A 19,696-nucleotide genomic window follows, 5' to 3' on the forward strand; every position below is an offset into this window, starting at 1 on the left:
GGCTCTCCCAAGAAAGCCGGAACCTGCAAACCCCTTATCCGAAGCGGCCGGAGACGTAGTCTTCCGTGGCCTTCTGGGAAGGGTTGTTGAAGATGGTGGTGGTGTCCGCGAACTCGATGAGCTTGCCGGGCTTGCCTGTGCCGGCGATGTTGAAGAACGCGGTCTTGTCGGACACGCGGGCAGCCTGCTGCATGTTGTGGGTAACGATCACCACGGTGTACTGGTCCTTGAGCTCGTTGATGAGGTCCTCAACGGCCAGGGTGGAGATGGGGTCCAGGGCGGAGCAGGGCTCGTCCATGAGGATCACCTGGGGTTCAACAGCGATCGCGCGTGCGATGCAGAGGCGCTGCTGCTGGCCACCCGACAGGCCGGAACCTGGCTTGTCCAGGCGGTCCTTGACCTCGTTCCAGAGGTTGGCGCCAACCAAGGACTTCTCCACGAGGGCATCGGCTTCGCCCTTGGAGATCTTCTTGTTGTTCAGTTTCACGCCAGCCAGAACATTGTCCCGGATGGACATGGTGGGGAACGGGTTGGGGCGCTGGAAGACCATGCCAACCTGCGTGCGAACGGTAACGGGGTCAACGCCGGCGTCGTACAGGTTATCGCCGTCGAGCAGGACCTCGCCCTCGACGCGGGCACCGGGAAGGACCTCGTGCATGCGGTTCAGCGTGCGGAGGAAGGTGGACTTGCCACAGCCGGACGGGCCGATGAAGGCCGTGACGGACTTGGCTTCAATGTTGATGTTGACGTCTTCAACAGCCAGGAAGCTGCCGTAGTAGACATTCAAGTCTTTGACGTCGATGCGCTTGGACATGGTGTTCCTTATTCCTTGGGGGTTTCTGGAAGTTTGAATGGCGGGTAACCGGGCGGCCCGAAAAAACTGGTGGCCGACCCGGCTAGCGGCCCGTCTTGGGAGCGAACAGACGGGCGATGAGGCGGGCGCCGAGGTTCAGGAGCATCACCAGGATGATCAGCACCAAGGCGGCGCCCCATGCCCGCTGGTCCGAGGGGCCAGGGTTGGACGGCGACGTCGGGTTCAGGATCTGGGTGTAAATGAACGTCGGCAGCGAGGCCATCCAACCCCCAAAGACGTTGTTGTTGATGGTGGTCGCGAAGCCTGCGGTGACAAGGATGGGAGCGGTCTCGCCGATAACCCGGGCGATTGCCAAAGTGACGCCGGACGCGATGCCGGAGATCGCCGTCGGGATGACCACTTTGGTGATGGTTCGCCACTTACGCACCCCCAACGCGTAGGACGCTTCGCGGAGCTCGTTCGGGACGATCTTCAGCATTTCCTCGCTGGAGCGGACAACTACCGGGATCATGAGGACTGAAAGCGCGACGGCGGCTACCGCACCGGTCTTGGTGCCGGGGCCAACAACCGCGAAGAAAAACGCTGCCGCGAAGAGGCCGGCCACGATGGACGGGATACCGGTCATGACATCCACGAAGAACGTGATGGCCCGGGCCAGGGGGCGGTCGTTGCCGTATTCCACCAGGTAGATCGCGGTGAGCAGTCCAACTGGAACGGAGATGACGGTGGCAAGGAGCGTGATCTGCAGGGTGCCCAGCAACGCGTGGTAGATGCCGCCGAGGACCTTGCCGCCTTCTTCCACGGCTTTGTTGTCGAACGCGCCGGTGACGCCGTTCATGGACGTACCAAGGAAGCCGGGAGTCACGAGTCCGGGGATGCCGTTCACGAGCACAGTCCAGATGACCGAGACCAGCGGGAGGAGTGCAATGAGGAAGGACCCGACAATGAGGCAGGTGGCCAGTTTGTCCTTGGCCTTGCGCGCACCTTCAACAGCACCGCTCCACGCGACCAAGCCGATGGTGAACAGGGCAGCGGAGACGACGCCCCAGCCGAAGGCGTTGAAGCCGATGAGCGCGAGGATCGCCGCACCGACGATCACGGCGACGGCCAGGACAATGTAGGGCGCGAATTTGGGCAGCTGGCCCTTGGTGAGCGCCGAGCGCTTTCGGACTACGGTGGCGGTCATTTAGTTGGCTCCCGAGAATTCTTTGTGCTTGGTGATGATCCAGCGGGCAATCATGTTCACGCCGAGGGTGATCACGAACAGCACCAGGCCTGCGGCAATCAACGTGTTGACCTTCAGACCGCTGGCTTCCGGGAAGTTCAGGGCGATCTCGGCGGCGATGGTCTGGTTTCCGGATTGGATCAGGCTCGCCGTCAAGACTCCTGAGGACAACACCAGCGCAACCGCCATGGTCTCGCCAAGAGCACGGCCCAAGCCAAGCATGATGGCGCTGACGATGCCCGGACGACCAAACGGAAGGACGGCCATGCGGATCATTTCCCAGCGGGTGGCTCCCAATGCAAGCGCTGCTTCCTCGTGCAGCTTGGGGGTCTGCAGGAAGATTTCGCGGGACAGGGAGGTGATGATGGGCAGGACCATGACGGACAGGACGATGCCGGCGGTCAGGATGGTCTTGCCGGTGGCGGACGCCGGGCCCTGGAAGATCGGGATCCAGCCCAGGTTGTTGGCGAGCCAGTCGTAGGCCGGGGAGATTTCCTTGGCGAGGAACGCCGCACCCCAGGCACCGTAGACAACGGACGGGATGGCGGCCAGCAGGTCCACAACGTACCCAAGCCCCGAAGCCAGTCGGCGCGGGGCGTAGTGGGAGATGAACAAGGCCACTCCGATTGCCACGGGGGTTGCGATGACGAGCGCAATCACGGCGGCGATGAGCGTGCCCACCACGATCGGGGCGATGTAGGCGAAGAAGCCGTGGCCGCCTTGTATATCTGCGGGCGGTGCTGCGAGCGCAGGGATTGCCTGCACGACAAGGAAAAGGGCGACTCCGAAGAGAACCGCCAGAATCAGGCACCCTGCGGCCATGGCGGCCCCGGAGAAAACCTTGTCCCCGGCGCGTCCTGCGCCTTGGGAGGTTGTCAGGGAGTTGGTGGTCACTTCACGATCCTTCAGTCTCAGTGAACTGGTCTTACATGGCTAAGTTCCCTGCCCTGCGCGGGCGGCTCAAGCCACTCCGCGCGGAGCAGGGAACTTCAATGTTTAGCCGGGTTCAGGCAAACCCGCCGGGAAACCTTTAGGCCTTGGCCTTGATGGTTTCGAGGGCAGCCTTTGCCTTGTCCTGCAGGGTCTTGGACAGCGGCGCGGACTTTGCGGCGTCAGCGGCGGTCTTCTGTCCTTCGTCGGACACTACGTAGCTTTCGAATGCCTTGACCAGGTCAGCAACTGCCTTGGTCTCGTACGTGGTGCAGACTACGTGGTACGAAACGAGCACTACCGGGTAGGCGCCCGAGACAGTGGTCTTGCGGTCCAGCTTGATGGCGACGTCGTTGGCGGCGCGGCCATCGACAGGCTTGCCGGCTTCGACGGCCTTGGAAGCAGCATCAGCGGAGATCTTGACGAATTCCTCGCCGACCTTGATGGACGCGGTGCCCAGCTTGCCGGAGACAGCGGAGTCATCGGCGTAAGTCACGGCACCGGGGGTGTCGGTAACGGTCTTGACGACGCCGGAGGTGCCCTTGGCGTTTTCGCCCTTCAGGGCTGCCGGCCAGACGCCTGCAGCTTTGTCTGTCCATACCTCGGGAGCAGCGGCTGCGAGGTAGTCGGTGAAGTTGGTGGTTGTTCCGGAGTCGTCAGAACGGTTCACGGGGGTGACCTTGAGGTCCGGCAGGGTAACGCCGGCGTTCAGGGCTGCGATTGCGGGGTCATTCCAATTGGCGATTTCGCCGCGGAAGATTTTGGCGACTGTAGCGGCGTCGAGCTTTAGGTCCGTGACACCGGGGACGTTGAACGCGACGGCGATCGGGGAGATGTATACCGGGATGTTGATGGCGCCTTCAGGGCCACACTTGGCCTTGGAGCTCTCGAGCTCTTCGTCCTTAAGGTAGGCATCCGAGCCTGCGAACTGTGCCGAGCCATCAATGATGGCCTTGCGGCCTGCGCCGGAACCGTCCGGGGAGTACTGGACGGTTGCGCCCTGGTTTGCACTGGCGAAGCCGGCCTTCCAGGCGTCCATGGCTGCGCCAGTGGAGGACGCACCGATACCGGTGAGGGTGCCGGTGACCTTCATGCCGGATGCTGCTGGCTGCGTGCCAGCGGGCGTGCCCGTTGCGTTGTCTGAACCGCAAGCGGTGAGCGCGAGAGCGCCAGCTGCGATGACCGCGATTGCCGCGTTGCGGCCGAAGCGAGTTGCCTTCACTTGGATGTACCCCTTCCAGGGATTCTCTGATGCTGGCCGAACGGAGATTTCGGCGCGCGTGAGCTATGGACCTTTTGTGCCTTTACTGAAGGTAAGCAGCGCAGGTAACGGGATCTGACGTTGAAGGTGAACGCAAAGTGAACGACGGCGGACCATTGGGTTATGTGGCGCGCGCCACCTTGAGCAGGGCTCCCCCCGGCGTCCGACGCGTCATCGTTGCCCGGCTTCGGCAAATAGACTTGAGGACATGGCTGCCGCGAAGGGATTTTCTGCAAGCAAGAGGTTCCTGCGTGCCAGAGTCCGGACCGGCTTGGTCCGTAGCCGGAATTCCCTGACGCCGGCTATTCAAATGACGGTGTGTGCCGTGGGCGCCTATGCTTTCGCGGAATACATCCTGGGCCACCAAGGGCCATTGTTCGCGGCCACTTCTTCTCTGATTGCGCTCGGCTTCTCCCGTGATCCGCGCTTGCGTCGTGTTATTGAGGTTGGTCTGGGCTGCACGCTCGGCATCGTGGTGGGTGACCTCCTGCTCCACTGGCTGGGCGCTGGGATCCTGCAGGCCGCCGTCGTGCTTCTTTTCTCTATCCTGCTGGCCAGGTTCCTGGACAGCGGGACCATTTTCACCACCCAGCTGGGGCTCCAGTCGCTGCTGGTGGTGCTGCTGCCGGCGCCGGCTGGCGGGCCTTTCACGCGGAGCCTGGATGCGGTGGTGGGGGGCGTGTTCGCCCTGCTGGTGACTATTTTGGTGCCGAAGGATCCGCGGCGGGAGCCGCGGAAGGACGTCCAGAAAATCCTGCACGAACTTGCCGAAGTGCTGCGCGAGTGCGGCAAGGCCATGGTCGAAAGCGACTCCACCATTGCCTGGCACGCGCTGATTCGCGGCCGTAACTGCCAGCCACTGGTGGACCGGATGCGGCAGACCCTGCGCGCCTCGGGCGAGGTAGCCACTCTGGCTCCGGCCCATCGCAGGCATCGCGACGAGCTAGCCAGCCTGGAGCATTCGCTGGAATACATCGATCTTGCCCTTCGTAACAGTCGCGTTTTTGCCCGCAGGCTCACCAGCGCGATCAACCATGCCGCGTTGTCCGACGAAGCAATCGACAGCATCTCCGAGGTACTTCAGGAAACTGCCGCTGCAATCGATGAACTGACCATTGGCCTGGCGGAGCAAAGCGAGGGAACCCGACGCGTCCATATGCGTCACGCCCGCAACGAGTTGACCGACATCGCCTCGCGCCTGCACCCCAAGATGCTCGACGTTCAGAAGCTTGAGGGCGAGACCGTGGTGATGCTGTTCCGGCCGCTCATGGTGGACCTTTTGGAGGCCAGCGGTCTGGAATCCGACGAGGCCCGGGACGTGCTGCCGGCTCTGTAACGTTGCGGCTCTCCAACTTCCAGGCAGCTTCCTCCCAGCAAAGTCCCATGCCCATTGCGGATAATGAGCGGATGTTCCCTGCATTGTCCGTCAATCCCCAAGCGGCCCCAGAGCTGCGCGTTCGCCAGCGCCCATTGTTTCTTTGGGCTGGCGCACTGTTCGTCGCTGGCGACGTCATTTTCTGGCTGATGTTCGCGGCCGTTCTTTCGGACAGCGGACTAGCCACCCTGGACAGCACAGTACACAGCGCCCTGGTTGATTCCCGCAGCGCAGTTGCCACCGCTCTCCTCGCGGCCGTTTCAACGGTGACGTCGCCGACCGCCATGACGGCCATCGGCGCCGTCCTGGCAGGCGCATGGGCCATCTGGAAGAGGGAGTTGTGGCGGCCGGCCGTTCTCATGGGTGGCATGGTGCTTGCCTTGGTGCTGTGCACCGTCATCAAGTTCGAAGTCAGCCGCTCCCGCCCGCCGTCGTCGGATTTTCTGCTCGGCCCCGACGACGCCCTGTCCTTCCCCTCCGGCCACACCCTCGGAGCTGGAATCTTCGCTTTGGTCCTCACCTACCTTCTCGTCTCGCGATCGGGAACCCGCACGACGGCGGTACTTGCCTATATGGGTGCTGCGCTGCTCGCGCTCTTGGTCGCCTTCAGCCGTTTGTATCTGGGCTACCACTGGCTCACGGATGTGGTTGCGTCCCTGGGCTTGGCGCTTGGCGTTACAGGGCTAGCCATTTTCGTTGACGCGGCGCGGCATGGGACACCCGGCGCCAATACTGTCAGCCCCCGCGACTAACCTTGAACCCATGGCTTCCAAGACCTCCCGCGCATCCAAGACACCCGCTTACAAATGCGCCGAATGCGGCTGGACGGCCATCAAATGGGTGGGCCGGTGCGGTGAGTGCCAAGCCTGGGGAACCGTTGAGGAGTACGGCGCCACGGTAGCCCGTACGACGCCGGCCGCTACGGTTTTGGAGCCGGCCCGCCGCATCGCTGAGGTGGATGGGACAACAGCGGCATTCCTTCCTACGGGCGTGGATGAGTTGGACCGCGTCCTTGGAGGAGGGCTCGTCCCGGGGGCCGTCATCCTGCTGGCTGGGGAACCCGGCGTCGGGAAATCCACACTGCTGCTGGACGTAGCAGCGAAGTTCGCGCGGACTGGCCAGGACGTCCTGTACATCACGGGTGAGGAGTCCGCAGCGCAGGTGAAGCTTCGCGCGGAGCGGATCGACGCCGTCGCGCATACTCTGTATCTGTCCGCCGAGACCGATCTTGGACAGGCGCTGGGCCAAGTGGAGAAGCTTGAGCCGAAGCTGCTGATCGTGGACTCCGTCCAGACGCTCAGCAGTGCCGACGTCGAAGGCAGTGCGGGTGGCGTGTCGCAGGTCCGCGAGGTTGCCGCATCCATCATCGCCGCGGCCAAACGGCGGAACATGACAACGCTCCTGGTGGGCCACGTGACCAAGGACGGCACCATCGCGGGCCCACGTCTGCTGGAACACTTGGTGGACGTCGTGTGCCAGTTTGAAGGGGAGCGCCACTCCCGGCTACGGCTGCTCCGGGCGGTCAAGAACCGGTATGGCGCCACGGACGACGTCGGCTGCTTTGACCTGAACGAGGCCGGCATTGAGGGGCTTGCTGATCCAAGCGGGCTGTTTGTGTCGCGAACCCGCGAACCTGTCTCCGGCACCTGCATCACGGTGACCATGGAGGGCCGCCGCCCGTTGCTCGCAGAGGTCCAGTCGCTGCTGGCCGAGAGCGCAAATGCCCAACCCCGGCGGGCTACCAGCGGGCTGGAGAGCTCCCGTGTGGCAATGCTTTTGGCAGTCCTTCAGCAGCGCGCCGGGTGCATGCTGCACAAGGACGACTCCTACGTGGCAACCGTGGGCGGCGTGAAGCTGAGCGAACCTGCCACGGACCTTGCCGTGGCGTTGGCCGTCGCGTCAGCCAAATCCCGCAAAGCACTCCCCCAACGGCTCATTGCCTTTGGTGAAGTCGGGCTGGCAGGCGAAGTCCGCCCTGTTCCCGGAATCAACCAGCGCATTCAAGAGGCACACCGACTGGGCTTCACGCACGCCATTGTCCCGGCCAGCCCTGCGGGCGCGGGCGTTATTCCGGAAGGTTTCTCCGTGCGCGAAGTAGGGCATCTGGCCGAGGCGTTGGAGCTGTTGATCACTTAGCGCCGGCCCTTGCGATTTCCGTTGGCTTCCTTGTGGTGAGCCTGGCGATGCTGTGGCTGGGTAATAGGTTGAAGCGGCAGGTGGATTACTAGAATATCTACACCAATTTGTTATATACGCCCACGTCAGCGAGCGATCGGCCCAAATGGCCTTCAACGGAGACACCTGAAAGGCACCTTCCGGGCGTCCCCGTACATAACGAAATGACCCACTTTGGGGCTTGCTGGTGCGGTTAACGGTGCCCGGAAGCCATATCATGGTGCTAGTCGTCATCAGGGCATTTTTCCAAGTGCCCGCGGATGCCGGATTCAGCTTGTCTGTGAGCCATGGCTTGCACCTTCGAAGGGAAACCCTATGGCCCGGAGCCCGGAAGAGTCGCTCAAGGCGACTCTGGCCAGAGTCGCACCCGGAACTCCTTTACGGGACGGCTTGGAGCGCATCCTCCGTGGACGAACCGGCGCCTTGATTGTGTTGGGCTCGGACCGCACCATCGACTCCATCTGTTCCGGCGGATTCGATATCGGCATCGAGTTCTCGCCCACACGCCTCCGTGAACTCGCGAAGATGGACGGCGCCATCATCTGCGATAAGGACGCCAGCAACATCGTCCGCGCCGCAGTGCAGCTCGTTCCGGACTCCAGCATCGAGACCCAGGAATCCGGGACCCGGCACCGCACAGCTGAGCGCGTCGCCATCCAAACCGGCGTTCCGGTTATCTCTGTCAGCCAGTCGATGCAGATCATTGCCCTGTACGTGAATGGTTTGCGCCACGTCCTGGAGGGCTCGGAGAAAGTCCTAGCCCGCGCAAACCAGGCCCTCGCAACGCTGGAGCGGTATAGCGCGAGGTTGGACCAAGTCACCAGCTCCCTTTCAGCACTTGAGATTGAAGCCCTGGTCACCGTCAGGGACGTAGCCGTCACCCTGCAACGCCAGGAAATGGTCAGGCGGATTTCCGAGGAAATTGCCCAATACGTGCTGGAACTCGGCGAAGATGGCCGCCTGCTGTCGCTGCAGGTGGAGGAACTGACCATGGGTCGTGGCCCGGGCAGCGATGTCATCATCCGCGACTACGCAGACCCCGACGCCACTCCCGAGGATATTGAAGAAGCAGTCCAAGCGCTCCTCAATCTCGGCCCCACCGAATTGATCGACCTCAGCCGGATCGCGGGAATCATCGGCTTCGCGGGCGGTGTGGAACAGTTGGATGCTGTGGTCCAACCCCGCGGCTACCGCCTCCTGTCCGGCCTCAAGTCCGTGCCGAAGGCCGTCGCAGATCGGCTGGTGGATTACTTCGGCGGCTTGCAGAACCTCATGGCAGCCACCATCGATGACCTCATGACCGTTGACGGCATCGGCGATCAACGCGCACGCACGGTCCGTGAAGGTTTGAGCCGCATGGCCGAGGCAAGCCTGCTGGACCGCTTCCTCTAGTTCAGCTGGAAGACGGCCTTGGTGCTGGATTTGTTTCCCAGCCGCGCTTCGAACGTGTAGTAAGCGCCGCCTGCACCGGGCTTGGCGTTGATCGCAGCGCAGCCCTCAAGCGTCCGGTTGCGCTGCCAGGGGAAATTGGCGGTCTCGCTCTTGCCGGGCTGGATGGTCTTGATCAGGTCTTCACTTCCGGCCTGGCAATCCTTGGAGGAGAAGATCCTGTCCGAGCCGCTCATCACCACGTACTCCATTTGGGACGTGCCCACGTTGACCTCACACGGCGCCGTTCCGCCGTTGGTGATGGTCATGGTGAGCAGCGGCTTCTCCTCAGCCCCGTAGGCTGGCTTGTCCGTAGCTGCGGCCACGGTCACCAGGCTCAGGTCGCACACAGGCGTGGGCGTTGCCGACGGTGAGGCAGTGCCTGCTGTTGGCGCGTTCCCTTGCGTGGGCACCTGGGACGCTTCAGGCGTACTGACCGATTGGGGCTCGGACTTACCTGCGAACGCTCCACTGATTGCCACCACGCCAGCCACCACGAGGGCGATCACCAGCAGCAGGGCACCGAAGACAAACTGCCGACGACGGCGGTAAACGGCAGGGCTTGGACGTCGCCTGGACGTCGGGGTGCCAGGGCGGCGCACACCACCTGAATTAGGGGCAGCACCCTTGCCCGGCGCTGATGTGCGCGCGGACGACTGGTTCTTACCCTGATTGGCCATGTTTCTAGGCTAGGCGGGCCCACTCCGCAGCACGCCAACACCACGCCGCCGGGCGCCAAACCCGCCGTGTGTGACGTGCACCGCAGGAGCGTTGCCGTCCCGGTTTCCACTACAGTAGAGGGCAGAATTCGGGCGCTGCGGCGCCGGCCAAACCTCAACAGTCCGGGAGATCTGACGCATGGCACTTCCCGGTACCGACCAACTCGCCGGGCTCCACCAATCCTTGGACCTGTGGTTTGCCGAGACCGCCAGGGACCTTCCGTGGCGCGAGCTTGATTGCAGCCCTTGGGGCATCCTGGTCAGCGAAGTCATGCTCCAACAAACTCCCGTGGTCCGGGTCCTCCCGGTCTGGCGGGACTGGATGGAACGCTGGCCAACCCCCGCGCACCTGGCAGATGAGCCCTCCGGTGAGGCCGTTCGTCACTGGGGCCGCCTCGGCTATCCCCGCAGGGCACTTCGACTGCACGCAGCCGCAGTGGCCATCCGCGACGAGCACCATGGCGACGTTCCAGACAGTTATCCCGAGCTCCTGACCCTGCCCGGGGTTGGCACCTACACCGCTGCCGCCGTCGCCTCCTTTGCTTTTGGCCGCCGAGAAACAGTGGTGGACACCAACATCCGCCGCGTTCATGCACGCCTCATCTCCGGGCACGCCCTGCCCGCTCCGGCGCTCACAGCGGCCGAGATGCGCCTCGCCGATGCCCTGCTGCCCGAAGACCGCCCTCTGTCCGTGCGCTGGAACGCCTCGGTCATGGAACTGGGTGCCGTGGTGTGCACGGCCCGCAGCCCCAAGTGCACCGACTGTCCCGTGCGCTCCAGCTGCGCCTGGCTCGCCGCAGGTGAGCCACCGCCGTCGTACACGCCCAAGGGCCAGTCCTGGCACGGCACGGACCGGCAAGTCCGCGGAGCCGTGATGGCCGTCCTCCGCGAAGCTGCAATCCCGGTTCCGCGCGAGATGTTCGAGCAGGCGCCGGCGGACCTCGGCTTCGCGCCGTCCGGCGTCGGGATTCCGCTGGCAGCATTGCACCGGCTCAACTCAGCGCCCGAGCAGCTGGAACGGGCACTCGATGGCCTGGTCAGCGACGGTTTGGCGGAAATCCACGACGGCGGTTTGCGGCTTCCCGCCTAAGCGGCAATCACGCGCGGTGTCGGTTCGGCAACGGGCTAGTGCGAGCCGTAACGATGGGGTGCCGATTCCATCCGATGCTGCGCCTCCTGCTGATTCCAGTCCTACCCTGAAGCATGGGCAAGATTGGTTTGGCTTTCACCCTGATGGGTACCTCGGCACTTCTTCCCAGCTGCTTCGCCGAGCCGGTTCCTTGCCCGGCGATCGCCCAGGCGTCTGGAGTCTCGATCACGGTCGCTGCCGACTACGTGGACAAAATTGCTACTTTGCGGATGAAGGCGTGCCAGGACGGGACCTGCACCGAAGCCGACATTCCTTTGCACCCAGGCTCAATCGCCGTGGATCAGGGCTGCTCCCCTGAGGGCGTGTGCTCTGCAACGTCCTCCCCCGATGGCACAATGACCGGCTTCCTGGGACTGCCCGCGCTCTCAGAAAGTCCGCTTGAAGCGACCGTGTCCGGCACCTCTCCATCCGGGACCGCGTTGCCTGTTCGGACGCTGACGTTCACGCCCAAGGGCAACTACCCGTTTGGTGAGCAGTGCGGTCGGTTCATTACCGCCAATCTGGTGCTCGATGCGACAGGGCTAAGGCAGGGATAATCGGACGGTTCCTCTAGCAATTTGATTTTTGGACGGGTATTCTCGTCTCACCTGCCTGATGGTCAAGTCCTGGGGGTGTTGTGCACCGGTCTGAGCAGCCCATCCGTGACACGTTTTTTGTTACGGCACCCACCCCTGCTGCCCTCGAGGCCCCGGCGCCCACCGCAGCAGAGGGAAACTTGGTGGTGGATCTCAGCGCGAGGATCCGCAACAAACATGGCACCGAACTAAACGAACTTCGCGAGGCGCTCAGCGGGTCTTCACAACGCGACCCACGCCACAGCGGCCGACGCCATTATCGAATGAGCCCCACCTCATCAATCGAAGACGAGAACATCAATGTGACGATCGTTGTCGAGACCGTGGAATGGGGATGGTTCGCCGCGGGCCCAGCACCAGCAGGAACCTGCGTCACCGTGTCCGTTGCTGCTCATCGCAAGGACAGTGGAATCCAGGCCACGCTCTCGCTGACCGAGTGCGATTCGTGGCTTCGAGCACTCTTGCCGGGCCCTTGGATGACGCACGTTTACCGATGCTGCTGCTCCACCGGGTCCACAAGTGCGGGAGTCGTCTCCTATAGGTTGTTTCTTGATGCGCTCCACAAGCCGACTCCAAAGCCGGCGGAGGTGCTCGCGGAAGGCTGCCAACCCCTTCAACTTCAAGAGATTTCGCATCGTGCTGTGTAGTCGACAGCTTGGGGGCCCAGGCTAACTGCCAACAGCACGGCGATAGGTGCTCGGCGTGAACCCCAAGTACTTCTGGAAGTCGTTGGTGAGGTGTGCGTGATCGGCATAGCCAAGTTCGGCGGCGATGCCCGCAAGATCAGCGGAAGGGTCCAGCCGTGCCCTTTCTGCAGCATCCTGCAGGCGACGCCGACGGATGAGCGCCGACGGGCTGAGTCCGATGTATTTCCTGGCAATTCGTTGAAGCGACCGGCCCGAAACAGCCAGCCGGGCCGCCACATCGTCAATCCGGACCACGTCCGGGTCGGAGGCAATAATGTCCATCATCCGGTTGGCCAGCAAAGCTTCTTCGGAAGGTACGTAGTCCAGGGAAGCCAGCCACGACTTAAAGGCGTCCACTGCCAGCTCGCGGCGCGCGCCGCCGTCGGGGGCGTTCATTGCCCGCGCGACGGAACGGTGGAGGTCCTCCAACGGCAATGCCACCTCGGCATCACGCAAGCTGCCGGGATCGTCGGTGAACACCGGGGCAGCCGCCGGGCGCAATAGCGCTCCAACTGCCCAGCCGCGGCCATTCAAGTCGCGATAGGCGGCCCGGGTTGTGGGACCCGAGAAGACCACGTCATCCACCTGCACAACGAGATTGGATGCGGGGTAGGCGATCAAATGCTGACGGGAGGTGCGGCCTGGCTCAATATCCCATTCGGGAATCCAGAACCACTGGACGAGCTCCGAAACAGACTCCGGTGCCGCCAAACGGTTGAAAGTGGGAAGCCGTGCCGGGTACAGAATGCCCTTGAACGAACTATCCACCGGCCTCCTCCCCAACAAAGTCTGTCGCGAATTTCCAAGCGCCACAGCCAGCCCGGCCCGTACGTCTTGGACATGACAGATACTACAAGCACCGAGCCAACCACGGCCGCCCACGGCAAGCACACCACCCACGGAGTCCCCAACGGGCTGACCAGCCTGACCCCGTTCCTCGCCGTACCCGATGCCAAGAATGCGATCGCGTTCTACCGGGACGTTTTCGGGGCACGGATTGTTGGCACCACTGAGATGGGCGGAGTTGTGGTCCACGCCGAACTCGACCTCGGGAACGGTCACCTTCAACTGGGCGAACCCAACCAGGAATACCACCTGGTCCCGCCGCCGGAGGGCGATGATGACTGCTACTCCCTGGGCTTCTACTGCCCGGACGCAGACGCACTCGTGCAACGAGCAGAACAAGCCGGCGCCATCATCCGCGAACCACTCACCACGTTCGTTTCAGGGGACCGGTATGCCAGCATCCGCGATCCCTTCGGCGTCCGCTGGTCCATCATGACCCGCGTGGAAGATCTCTCCGAGGAGGAGAGCAACCGTCGCGTCGAGGAGTGGGCGGCCCAGCAGGGTTAGGCACGCACCCCGGTCAGGAAAGGCAGAGTCAGGAAAGGCACAGGCAGAACGGATGGCCGGCCGGGTCAAGGAACACCCTGAAGGTGGTCCCCGGCTGGTGCTCCGCCTTGCTTGCCCCCAGGGAAAGGGCCACCTCCTCGCCCTTGTCCAGGTCCTCCACCGTCAGGTCAAGGTGCATCTGTTGGGGAACCGTTTGCCCCGGCCATTCCGGCGCGTGATACGACTCGACCTGTTGGAAAGCAATGCAATTGTTCCCATCGCTGGGACGAATCTCGAACCAATCGGTTTCGCCCTTAACGTCCCAGCCCAGCAGTTCGCCATAAAAGGCGGCAAGGGCGGGCGCATCCGGACAATCAATAACAACACTCGGGTATCGGGCAATTGCCATGTCTACTACACCTCGTCTGCCGTTTTCTTCATTCGGGCCAGCGCACTTTTGGTGCCCCTCTGGGTAAGAACGTGAACCACGGCGCCAACACCCGCGGAAACTACAGCGAACACGAGCACTCCCGGCAAGGAATCGTTCAGGTCAGTTCCGTCCTTGGGGGCAGGTTTTCCTGTCTTTTTCTCCCAGAGCCCTTCGAGTGTCTTGTTTGCCAGCACGCCAGCTCCAAGACTGACTGCCAGACCGAACAACTTCACCAGCAAATTCACGAAAGAATCCTCCATCCGATCCCGGGGCTTATGCCCTATCAAACACAAAGGAAGGCGGGGCCGCTGCAACCGCAACGGCCCCGCCTGAATTCCTAGTCGTTCTTGAAAGCGTCCTTTACCTTTTCGCCAGCGCCCTTGAGGTCACTCTTGACCTGCTCGCCCTTGCCTTCGGCTTCCAGGCGCTCGTTGTCGGTAAGCTTTCCGGCAGCTTCTTTAGCCTTGCCTGCCATCTTCTCGCCAGCATTCTCCATCTTGTCGTCAGCACCCATGTTGCACCTCTTCCTAGTAGTGAATCTGTACCTCTAGAACATCACTAATCAGCATACTTAGCAATATTTGCTCCTGACGAAGGCTAGTTAGATCTCCCCGAACCCCTCGCCCACCAACCGCCCGACATACTGAACTGCCTTTCCGGCGTCCTTGCCCCGGGCCTCCACGCGCAGGGTTGCACCCTGCCCGGCGGCGAGCGTCATAAGCGCCATCATGGACGTCCCGTCGACGTCGTTGATTGTCACCTCAGCGTCAAGGCCGGACAGTCCACCGGCTATCTTGGCCGCAGGCCGCGCGTGGATGCCCATGGGATTAATGAGCTCAAAATCGCCGGCAGCATCCGGTTCCTGGGGTTCGCGAGGACTGCCCGGCGCCTCAGTACCGGCAGAAGCCCCGAATCCAATCGCTTCGGCAGCCTTACGCACGTCTTCGACGCCAGCCCCGCCCTGTGCCGCGACGGCCGCGGCCACCAGCCCTTCAACCAAAGGCGCATCGGCAAGCAAAATAGCGTCGGGATCGCTGGCGAACTCGATCGCAGACTCAGCTGTCATTACTGCCGAGCCCAGATCCGCCAGCACCACCACGCCATCCCCTCCGGCATCAATCAGTGACTGCTCGACGGCGGCAAGCACCTTCTCGAGGCTGGTGCCAATCCGTTCGTCGTCAGTGCCCCCGGCGGCGACGAGTTCGACGTCGGGCGCCATCTGGGCGGCGAGTTCCACAGCGCCTTCAGCGATCTTGCTGCTGTGGGAGACAACCACAATCCCAACTGTCATACGGCGTCGGTTCCTGTGTTTCCTGCGGAGGTTCCTGTGTTTCCTACCGAGCCAGCCGCCGCTGCTGCCGCGGCGCGCAAGAGCAACGCCGTGGACGCAGCCCCTGGATCGCGATGCCCTGCACTTCGCTCCCCGAGGTAACTTGCGCGGCCCTTGCGAGCCACCAGCGGATCGGTAGCCACAGCCCCCACTTCGGCCGCCTCTGCAGCAGCCTGCAAGACAGCATGTACATCACCGCCATCGGACGCCGCGTTCCGGGCTGCCTCAACGGCGGGCGTCCACGCATCAATCATGGTCTTGTCCCCCGTCTCGGCTTTGCCGCGGGCAACCACTCCGTCCCGGGCAGCCGCGAGCGCGGAAGCCAAGGCATCGGCGTCGATGTCAGTGGAATCGCCGAGGGAAGTGGCCGCCCGAAGATATGCCGTGCCATACAGCGGCCCGGCAGCTCCGCCCACCTTGGACATCAGTGCCATCGCCGCCGCCTTAAGCGCAGCTCCCGCGGTCTCCGGCGGCGCCTCGTCCAGCTTCTGCACCACGGCCTGGAATCCACGGTCCATATTCTCGCCGTGGTCCGAGTCGCCGATTGCCCGGTCCAGCTCGATCAACTCCGTTCGGTGTTCTGCCATGGCCTTCGCCGAAAGCTTCAGCCAGTCCACTGCCCAATCAACGCCCAAGCCCATGCTCACACTCCCCAACGCAGGGCGGCAGTGTGAACCGGAGCATCCCACAAACGCACGAATTCGTCGTCGAGGCGCAGCACGGACACCGAGCAACCCTGCATTTCGAGGGAGGTCACGTAGTTCCCCACCAGCGAGCGCTCCACTGATGCCCCGCGCTCTGCGAGTACATGGGCGGCCCGGCGGTAGACGATGTAAAGCTCACTCTGAGGTGTGCCGCCCATGCCGTTGACGAACAGCAGCACCCTGTCTCCGGACGAGATGGAGAGATCCTCAAGCACGGGTTCCAATAGGCGGTCGGTGATCGCATCGGCGCTTTCCATGGCGATCCTGTGCCGTCCGGGTTCACCATGGATGCCGATTCCGATCTCGATTTCGTCCTCCGCCAGCTCGAAGCTCGGCGTACCCGCGTGAGGAACTGTGCAGCCAGAGAGTGCGACTCCCATGGTCCGCACGTTGGCCGCGACCCGCTCCGCGATGGCTGCAACGGCTTCAAGACCGTCACCACGCTCGGCGGCAGCACCGGCAATCTTCTCCACGAGGACCGTCCCGCCCACTCCCCGGCGGCCCGCCGTGTACAGCGAGTCCTCCACGGCGACGTCGTCGTTGACCAACACCGAACGCACGTGTATGCCTTCGGCTTGTGCCATCTCCGCCGCAGTCTCAAAGTTCAGGACGTCCCCTGTGTAGTTCTTGACGATATGCACGACGCCGGCACCTGAGTCGACAGCGACGGTCGCCGGTATGATCTGGTCCGGCGTAGGCGAGGTGAAGACGGCGCCGGGCACCGCGGCGTCGAGCATGCCGAGGCCGACGAAACCAGCGTGCAGTGGCTCGTGACCGCTGCCACCGCCCGATACCAGGGCAACCTTTCCCGCTACAGGTGCGCCTTTCCGGATGACGTACTTGGGCTCGGGATGGACGTCCACGATGTCGGCATGGGCCATGCCGAAGCCTTCGACGGACTCGTCCACCACGGCGCGTGGATCATTGATGAGCTTTTTCATGGGATGCTCCTGGACGTGCTGTGGCTGGTGCTCTGACCCTACTACCGGCGCCCGTGCACAGGGTAGGCCTTGCCGGCGCAGAGGGCGCCGAGGCCCATAACGTCATGGCCATTAAAGGCCGGCAGGGACGGCCTAAAGGCCCGTCCCTGCCGGAATGACACAGTTAGTCTTCGTGGTTCGCGGGTTCGGCGGGGGCGCCGGCGCCGGGAGGACTGAAATCCGGTTCACTCCGGCCATGGAAATCGAGCCAAAATGCGGAGTACAGGTCCGGGTTGGAGTGGGCGGTCCCTGGCCAGAAGGATTCGTTCGGCCAGGATCCGTGGGGGATGTCTATCTGGAAAGCTGAAAAGTCCGGGAACGTGACACGATTTTGCATGATCCGCCCCTTAACTGTTCAGCACGGCGTCGCCGCCGGCAGTGACCACGTCTTCGAGCAGCACGGCCTGATTCATAACAACCGGCTGTTCCGGGGCAGGAAGGCCCACTACCTGCCCAAAGCTGAACATGTTCTTCGGATCCAGCTCCGCTTTCGCCTTCTTAAGCCGCTCCCGCGCGCTGGGGCCCCAAGGGCGCTCCCTGTCCTCGGCATCCACAAAGTGCCCATGGAGGTTCACAAATGTACCGGGATTGGCAGCCGGACGAAGGTCTGTATGCACGGAATCGAAAACTGCCGGCAGCAGCTCAACCACAGGAGGCGCAGCGATGGCAACCATGTAGAAGCTGAACGCCGCGTCACGGCCGCCCACAATGTCCTCACCCTGCGCGCTCTTGGCCAGGGCGCCGCCCAGCAGCCGGACTTCGGCCAGCAGTACTGGACTTTCGACGCCCGGACCGAAGTGCCGCAGGATTACCTCGGATGCCTCTTCGTCCAAACGATCAAGCAGCAAGCCACGCTCGCGGACAGGGACAGGCTGGTCCGGATCCTGATGAATCGTGTCGAATTGGCTTGCTTCCAAAGGACCGGTGGCGTCCATCATGAACGGGGCGCTTCGGCGCATGGGTTCCAGCAGCTCCGCCGCTGCAGCCAAGTCGCCTTGGTAGGCGTAGCGGAGGTGGATCACGAACTTTCCCCGCAAGGGCTCAGGAATCATCTCCATGTCAGGAAGGCGCAAAAACGCCAACGACGCCGATGCCTCCACGGGTAGCCACGGCACCCATTCCCTGAACGCCCTCAGGACTTCCGGGGCGTGGCCACCGTCGAAGTACACGCCACCTGCGTAGAGATCGGCGGCTGGGAAAAGGTGGAATTCCATGGCCGTCACGATGCCCAGGTTGCCCTTGCCGCCTCGCAGGAGGAAGAACAAGTCAGGGTTCTCATCCTTAGTGACCCTTTTTTGGGTGCCATCTGCTGTAACCAGTTCGAAGGCGATGACATGGTCCGAGGCGAAGCCGTACTTACGGCCCAGGATTGGCAGGCCCCCGCCCAGCGTGTATCCCACCACGCCTACGTCAGAGGTTGAACCGCAGAGGCCCATTAAGCCGAAGGTTGCAGCAAGCTCAACCACAGCCTTCCACCGAACACCGGCCCCGACCCTGGCAGTCTTCTCAAGGGGGTCGATGCTGAGCTCAAGCATTCGGCGGGTGCTGATGAGCAGGCCGCCTTCTATCGCGTTTGTTGCACCATGACCCGTGGACTGGACGGCTACGGGCATTTCCCGTTCCGCCGCCCATCTAATAGCCGCCGAAACGTCCTCGGCGTCGAGGGCGCCGAAGGCAAGATCCGGCTGGTGTTGAGTAGAGAGGTTGAAAGCCGAAATCTCGGATTGGAATCCGGGATCGGCAGGCGTGAACACTGGACCGCGCACACTGAGTTGGAGTTCAGAAATACCCGAAAAGGACGCGTGGGACTGCATGATCTTCTCTCGATTGACCGAATGGCGGAAGCTCCCCAGCAAGCCTCGATCAGTTTATCCATCAACTTTAGATAAGAGAAGAGGTTTAAATCACGCATAATCGGGGCAGGGTTGAAACCCCGCACCGTTCAGCTCTTGTTGTGGGTTCTCAGAGATGCTTGATCATGCGCGTATTGCCCAGGGTGTTGGGCTTTACCCGGGCCAGATCCAGGAATTCCGCCACGCCTTCGTCATGCGAGCGCAGCAACTCCGAGTACACCTGCGGGTCCACGGCCGACTGGTCCTCCATGACCTCAAAGCCATGGCGCTTGAAGAAGTCAACCTCAAACGTCAGGCAGAACACCCGGCTGACTCCGAGCTCTTTGGCCTTTTCGAGGAGATCCTCCACCAGCACGTGCCCCACACCCCGCCCCCGCCACGTGTCCGCAGCCGCGAGCGTGCGGATCTCGGCCAGGTCCTCCCACATGACATGCAGGGCACCGCAACCAATCACGTCGCCGTTCTGGGATTCGGCAATCCGGAATTCCTGGAGGCTCTCGTAATAGGCCACAGTTTCCTTGGCCATCAGAATCCGCTGCTCCGCCAACGGCGCAACCAGCCTCTTAATCGCCGCCACATCACTAGTACGGGCAGGACGAAGGCTAAAGGTCGAATTCACTCCCCCATCCTAACGAGACAAAACTCCGCCATACCAACGACGCAAAGAGCTGCTGGACCCCGCATGACGTACGCCCGAGCATGACGCGGGGCCCGCGGAACCGCCGGGCG

The 19,696-nt window shown here is 62.8% G+C and carries 23 protein-coding genes; 8 read left to right on the forward strand and 15 right to left on the reverse strand.

Annotation, left to right across the window (positions count from 1 at the left end):
- Window positions 1-34: 34 nt before the first annotated feature.
- The 4 genes from pstB to pstS form a co-directional block, all read right to left on the reverse strand.
- Entirely contained in the window at window positions 35-814 is a 780-nt protein-coding gene (gene pstB / locus ACFX4T_RS21380; RefSeq protein ID WP_216922684.1) for a phosphate ABC transporter ATP-binding protein PstB, read from the reverse strand.
- Between the two features lie 82 nt (window positions 815-896).
- Window positions 897-2,000, reverse strand: coding sequence for a phosphate ABC transporter permease PstA (pstA, locus tag ACFX4T_RS21385; RefSeq protein WP_223947541.1), 1,104 nt, complete (start codon window positions 1,998-2,000; stop codon window positions 897-899).
- Window positions 2,001-2,933 carry a phosphate ABC transporter permease subunit PstC gene (pstC, locus tag ACFX4T_RS21390; protein WP_216922686.1) on the reverse strand — a complete coding sequence of 311 codons (933 nt, stop codon included), beginning with the start codon at window positions 2,931-2,933 and terminating at the stop codon, window positions 2,001-2,003.
- Window positions 2,934-3,069: 136 nt separating this feature from the next.
- Entirely contained in the window at window positions 3,070-4,191 is a 1,122-nt protein-coding gene (pstS, locus tag ACFX4T_RS21395; protein WP_377653982.1) for a phosphate ABC transporter substrate-binding protein PstS, read from the reverse strand.
- Between the two features lie 247 nt (window positions 4,192-4,438).
- Between pstS and ACFX4T_RS21400 the strand changes: the two genes are divergently transcribed.
- The 4 genes from ACFX4T_RS21400 to disA all read left to right on the forward strand — a co-directional run bounded on the left by ACFX4T_RS21400 (window position 4,439) and on the right by disA (window position 9,172).
- Window positions 4,439-5,566 carry an aromatic acid exporter family protein gene (locus ACFX4T_RS21400; protein WP_377653984.1) on the forward strand — a complete coding sequence of 376 codons (1,128 nt, stop codon included), beginning with the start codon at window positions 4,439-4,441 and terminating at the stop codon, window positions 5,564-5,566.
- 47 nt (window positions 5,567-5,613) lie between these two features.
- Window positions 5,614-6,357 carry a phosphatase PAP2 family protein gene (locus tag ACFX4T_RS21405; protein WP_377653986.1) on the forward strand — a complete coding sequence of 248 codons (744 nt, stop codon included), beginning with the start codon at window positions 5,614-5,616 and terminating at the stop codon, window positions 6,355-6,357.
- 10 nt (window positions 6,358-6,367) lie between these two features.
- Complete coding sequence (gene radA / locus ACFX4T_RS21410; protein ID WP_223947538.1) at window positions 6,368-7,741, forward strand: DNA repair protein RadA; 1,374 nt, start codon at window positions 6,368-6,370, stop codon at window positions 7,739-7,741.
- Between the two features lie 354 nt (window positions 7,742-8,095).
- The gene (disA, locus tag ACFX4T_RS21415; protein WP_216922711.1) at window positions 8,096-9,172 is read left to right on the forward strand and encodes a DNA integrity scanning diadenylate cyclase DisA; all 1,077 of its coding nucleotides are present in this window, start codon (window positions 8,096-8,098) and stop codon (window positions 9,170-9,172) included.
- On the opposite strand, the gene ACFX4T_RS21420 is transcribed toward disA, so the two are convergent.
- Window positions 9,169-9,888: a hypothetical protein gene (locus ACFX4T_RS21420; protein ID WP_377653988.1), complete on the reverse strand. Its 720-nt coding sequence runs from the start codon at window positions 9,886-9,888 to the stop codon at window positions 9,169-9,171. The genes disA and ACFX4T_RS21420 overlap by 4 nt on opposite strands.
- 178 nt (window positions 9,889-10,066) lie before the next feature.
- Here ACFX4T_RS21420 and ACFX4T_RS21425 point away from each other — a divergent pair, with 178 nt between their 5' ends.
- The 3 genes from ACFX4T_RS21425 (at window position 10,067) to ACFX4T_RS21435 (ending at window position 12,299) form a co-directional block, all read left to right on the forward strand.
- Window positions 10,067-11,017, forward strand: a complete 951-nt coding sequence (locus ACFX4T_RS21425; protein ID WP_377653990.1) for an A/G-specific adenine glycosylase — start codon at window positions 10,067-10,069, stop codon at window positions 11,015-11,017.
- Window positions 11,018-11,130: 113 nt separating this feature from the next.
- Complete coding sequence (locus ACFX4T_RS21430; protein ID WP_377653992.1) at window positions 11,131-11,613, forward strand: hypothetical protein; 483 nt, start codon at window positions 11,131-11,133, stop codon at window positions 11,611-11,613.
- Window positions 11,614-11,693: 80 nt separating this feature from the next.
- Window positions 11,694-12,299, forward strand: coding sequence for a hypothetical protein (locus tag ACFX4T_RS21435; RefSeq protein ID WP_377653994.1), 606 nt, complete (start codon window positions 11,694-11,696; stop codon window positions 12,297-12,299).
- Between the two features lie 21 nt (window positions 12,300-12,320).
- Here ACFX4T_RS21435 and ACFX4T_RS21440 read toward each other — a convergent pair whose 3' ends face one another.
- A complete protein-coding gene (locus ACFX4T_RS21440) occupies window positions 12,321-13,106 on the reverse strand; it encodes a helix-turn-helix domain-containing protein (RefSeq protein ID WP_377653996.1) in 786 nt (261 codons plus the stop codon).
- Window positions 13,107-13,178: 72 nt separating this feature from the next.
- Here ACFX4T_RS21440 and ACFX4T_RS21445 point away from each other — a divergent pair, with 72 nt between their 5' ends.
- The gene (locus tag ACFX4T_RS21445) at window positions 13,179-13,691 is read left to right on the forward strand and encodes a VOC family protein (protein ID WP_377653998.1); all 513 of its coding nucleotides are present in this window, start codon (window positions 13,179-13,181) and stop codon (window positions 13,689-13,691) included.
- A gap of 28 nt (window positions 13,692-13,719) precedes the next feature.
- Here ACFX4T_RS21445 and ACFX4T_RS21450 read toward each other — a convergent pair whose 3' ends face one another.
- From ACFX4T_RS21450 to ACFX4T_RS21490, 9 genes are all read right to left on the reverse strand, one after another.
- A complete protein-coding gene (locus tag ACFX4T_RS21450; protein ID WP_377654000.1) occupies window positions 13,720-14,079 on the reverse strand; it encodes a VOC family protein in 360 nt (119 codons plus the stop codon).
- Window positions 14,080-14,084: 5 nt separating this feature from the next.
- Window positions 14,085-14,345, reverse strand: coding sequence for a DUF4235 domain-containing protein (locus ACFX4T_RS21455; RefSeq protein ID WP_223947533.1), 261 nt, complete (start codon window positions 14,343-14,345; stop codon window positions 14,085-14,087).
- A 92-nt stretch (window positions 14,346-14,437) separates the two neighbouring features.
- Window positions 14,438-14,614: a CsbD family protein gene (locus tag ACFX4T_RS21460; RefSeq protein WP_216922729.1), complete on the reverse strand. Its 177-nt coding sequence runs from the start codon at window positions 14,612-14,614 to the stop codon at window positions 14,438-14,440.
- An 87-nt stretch (window positions 14,615-14,701) separates the two neighbouring features.
- Complete coding sequence (dhaM, locus tag ACFX4T_RS21465) at window positions 14,702-15,391, reverse strand: dihydroxyacetone kinase phosphoryl donor subunit DhaM (RefSeq protein WP_377654003.1); 690 nt, start codon at window positions 15,389-15,391, stop codon at window positions 14,702-14,704.
- Window positions 15,388-16,071, reverse strand: a complete 684-nt coding sequence (dhaL, locus tag ACFX4T_RS21470) for a dihydroxyacetone kinase subunit DhaL (RefSeq protein ID WP_377654005.1) — start codon at window positions 16,069-16,071, stop codon at window positions 15,388-15,390. The genes dhaM and dhaL overlap by 4 nt, the downstream gene beginning before the upstream one ends.
- A gap of 2 nt (window positions 16,072-16,073) precedes the next feature.
- Complete coding sequence (gene dhaK, locus ACFX4T_RS21475) at window positions 16,074-17,075, reverse strand: dihydroxyacetone kinase subunit DhaK (protein ID WP_377654007.1); 1,002 nt, start codon at window positions 17,073-17,075, stop codon at window positions 16,074-16,076.
- A 163-nt stretch (window positions 17,076-17,238) separates the two neighbouring features.
- Window positions 17,239-17,451 (reverse strand): hypothetical protein, encoded by a 213-nt coding sequence (locus tag ACFX4T_RS21480; protein ID WP_377654009.1) that lies wholly within the window; start codon window positions 17,449-17,451, stop codon window positions 17,239-17,241.
- A 10-nt stretch (window positions 17,452-17,461) separates the two neighbouring features.
- The gene (locus ACFX4T_RS21485; RefSeq protein WP_377654011.1) at window positions 17,462-18,928 is read right to left on the reverse strand and encodes an FAD-binding oxidoreductase; all 1,467 of its coding nucleotides are present in this window, start codon (window positions 18,926-18,928) and stop codon (window positions 17,462-17,464) included.
- A gap of 148 nt (window positions 18,929-19,076) precedes the next feature.
- A complete protein-coding gene (locus ACFX4T_RS21490; RefSeq protein WP_377654013.1) occupies window positions 19,077-19,586 on the reverse strand; it encodes an amino-acid N-acetyltransferase in 510 nt (169 codons plus the stop codon).
- Window positions 19,587-19,696: the final 110 nt, after the last annotated feature.

The organism is Paenarthrobacter sp. YIM B13468 (assembly GCF_042788025.1).
Lineage (GTDB): Bacteria > Actinomycetota > Actinomycetes > Actinomycetales > Micrococcaceae > Arthrobacter > Arthrobacter aromaticivorans.

Coding starts and splice junctions, on each gene's coding strand:
- pstB (WP_216922684.1), bottom strand. CDS start 814: ATGTCCAAGCGCATCGACGTCAAAGACTTGAATGTCTACTACGGCAGC.
- pstA (WP_223947541.1), bottom strand. CDS start 2,000: ATGACCGCCACCGTAGTCCGAAAGCGCTCGGCGCTCACCAAGGGCCAG.
- ACFX4T_RS21400 (WP_377653984.1), top strand. CDS start 4,439: ATGGCTGCCGCGAAGGGATTTTCTGCAAGCAAGAGGTTCCTGCGTGCC.
- ACFX4T_RS21405 (WP_377653986.1), top strand. CDS start 5,614: ATGCCCATTGCGGATAATGAGCGGATGTTCCCTGCATTGTCCGTCAAT.
- radA (WP_223947538.1), top strand. CDS start 6,368: ATGGCTTCCAAGACCTCCCGCGCATCCAAGACACCCGCTTACAAATGC.
- disA (WP_216922711.1), top strand. CDS start 8,096: ATGGCCCGGAGCCCGGAAGAGTCGCTCAAGGCGACTCTGGCCAGAGTC.
- ACFX4T_RS21420 (WP_377653988.1), bottom strand. CDS start 9,888: ATGGCCAATCAGGGTAAGAACCAGTCGTCCGCGCGCACATCAGCGCCG.
- ACFX4T_RS21425 (WP_377653990.1), top strand. CDS start 10,067: ATGGCACTTCCCGGTACCGACCAACTCGCCGGGCTCCACCAATCCTTG.
- ACFX4T_RS21430 (WP_377653992.1), top strand. CDS start 11,131: ATGGGCAAGATTGGTTTGGCTTTCACCCTGATGGGTACCTCGGCACTT.
- ACFX4T_RS21445 (WP_377653998.1), top strand. CDS start 13,179: ATGACAGATACTACAAGCACCGAGCCAACCACGGCCGCCCACGGCAAG.
- ACFX4T_RS21450 (WP_377654000.1), bottom strand. CDS start 14,079: ATGGCAATTGCCCGATACCCGAGTGTTGTTATTGATTGTCCGGATGCG.
- ACFX4T_RS21460 (WP_216922729.1), bottom strand. CDS start 14,614: ATGGGTGCTGACGACAAGATGGAGAATGCTGGCGAGAAGATGGCAGGC.
- dhaM (WP_377654003.1), bottom strand. CDS start 15,391: ATGACAGTTGGGATTGTGGTTGTCTCCCACAGCAGCAAGATCGCTGAA.
- dhaL (WP_377654005.1), bottom strand. CDS start 16,071: ATGGGCTTGGGCGTTGATTGGGCAGTGGACTGGCTGAAGCTTTCGGCG.
- dhaK (WP_377654007.1), bottom strand. CDS start 17,075: ATGAAAAAGCTCATCAATGATCCACGCGCCGTGGTGGACGAGTCCGTC.
- ACFX4T_RS21480 (WP_377654009.1), bottom strand. CDS start 17,451: ATGCAAAATCGTGTCACGTTCCCGGACTTTTCAGCTTTCCAGATAGAC.
- ACFX4T_RS21485 (WP_377654011.1), bottom strand. CDS start 18,928: ATGCAGTCCCACGCGTCCTTTTCGGGTATTTCTGAACTCCAACTCAGT.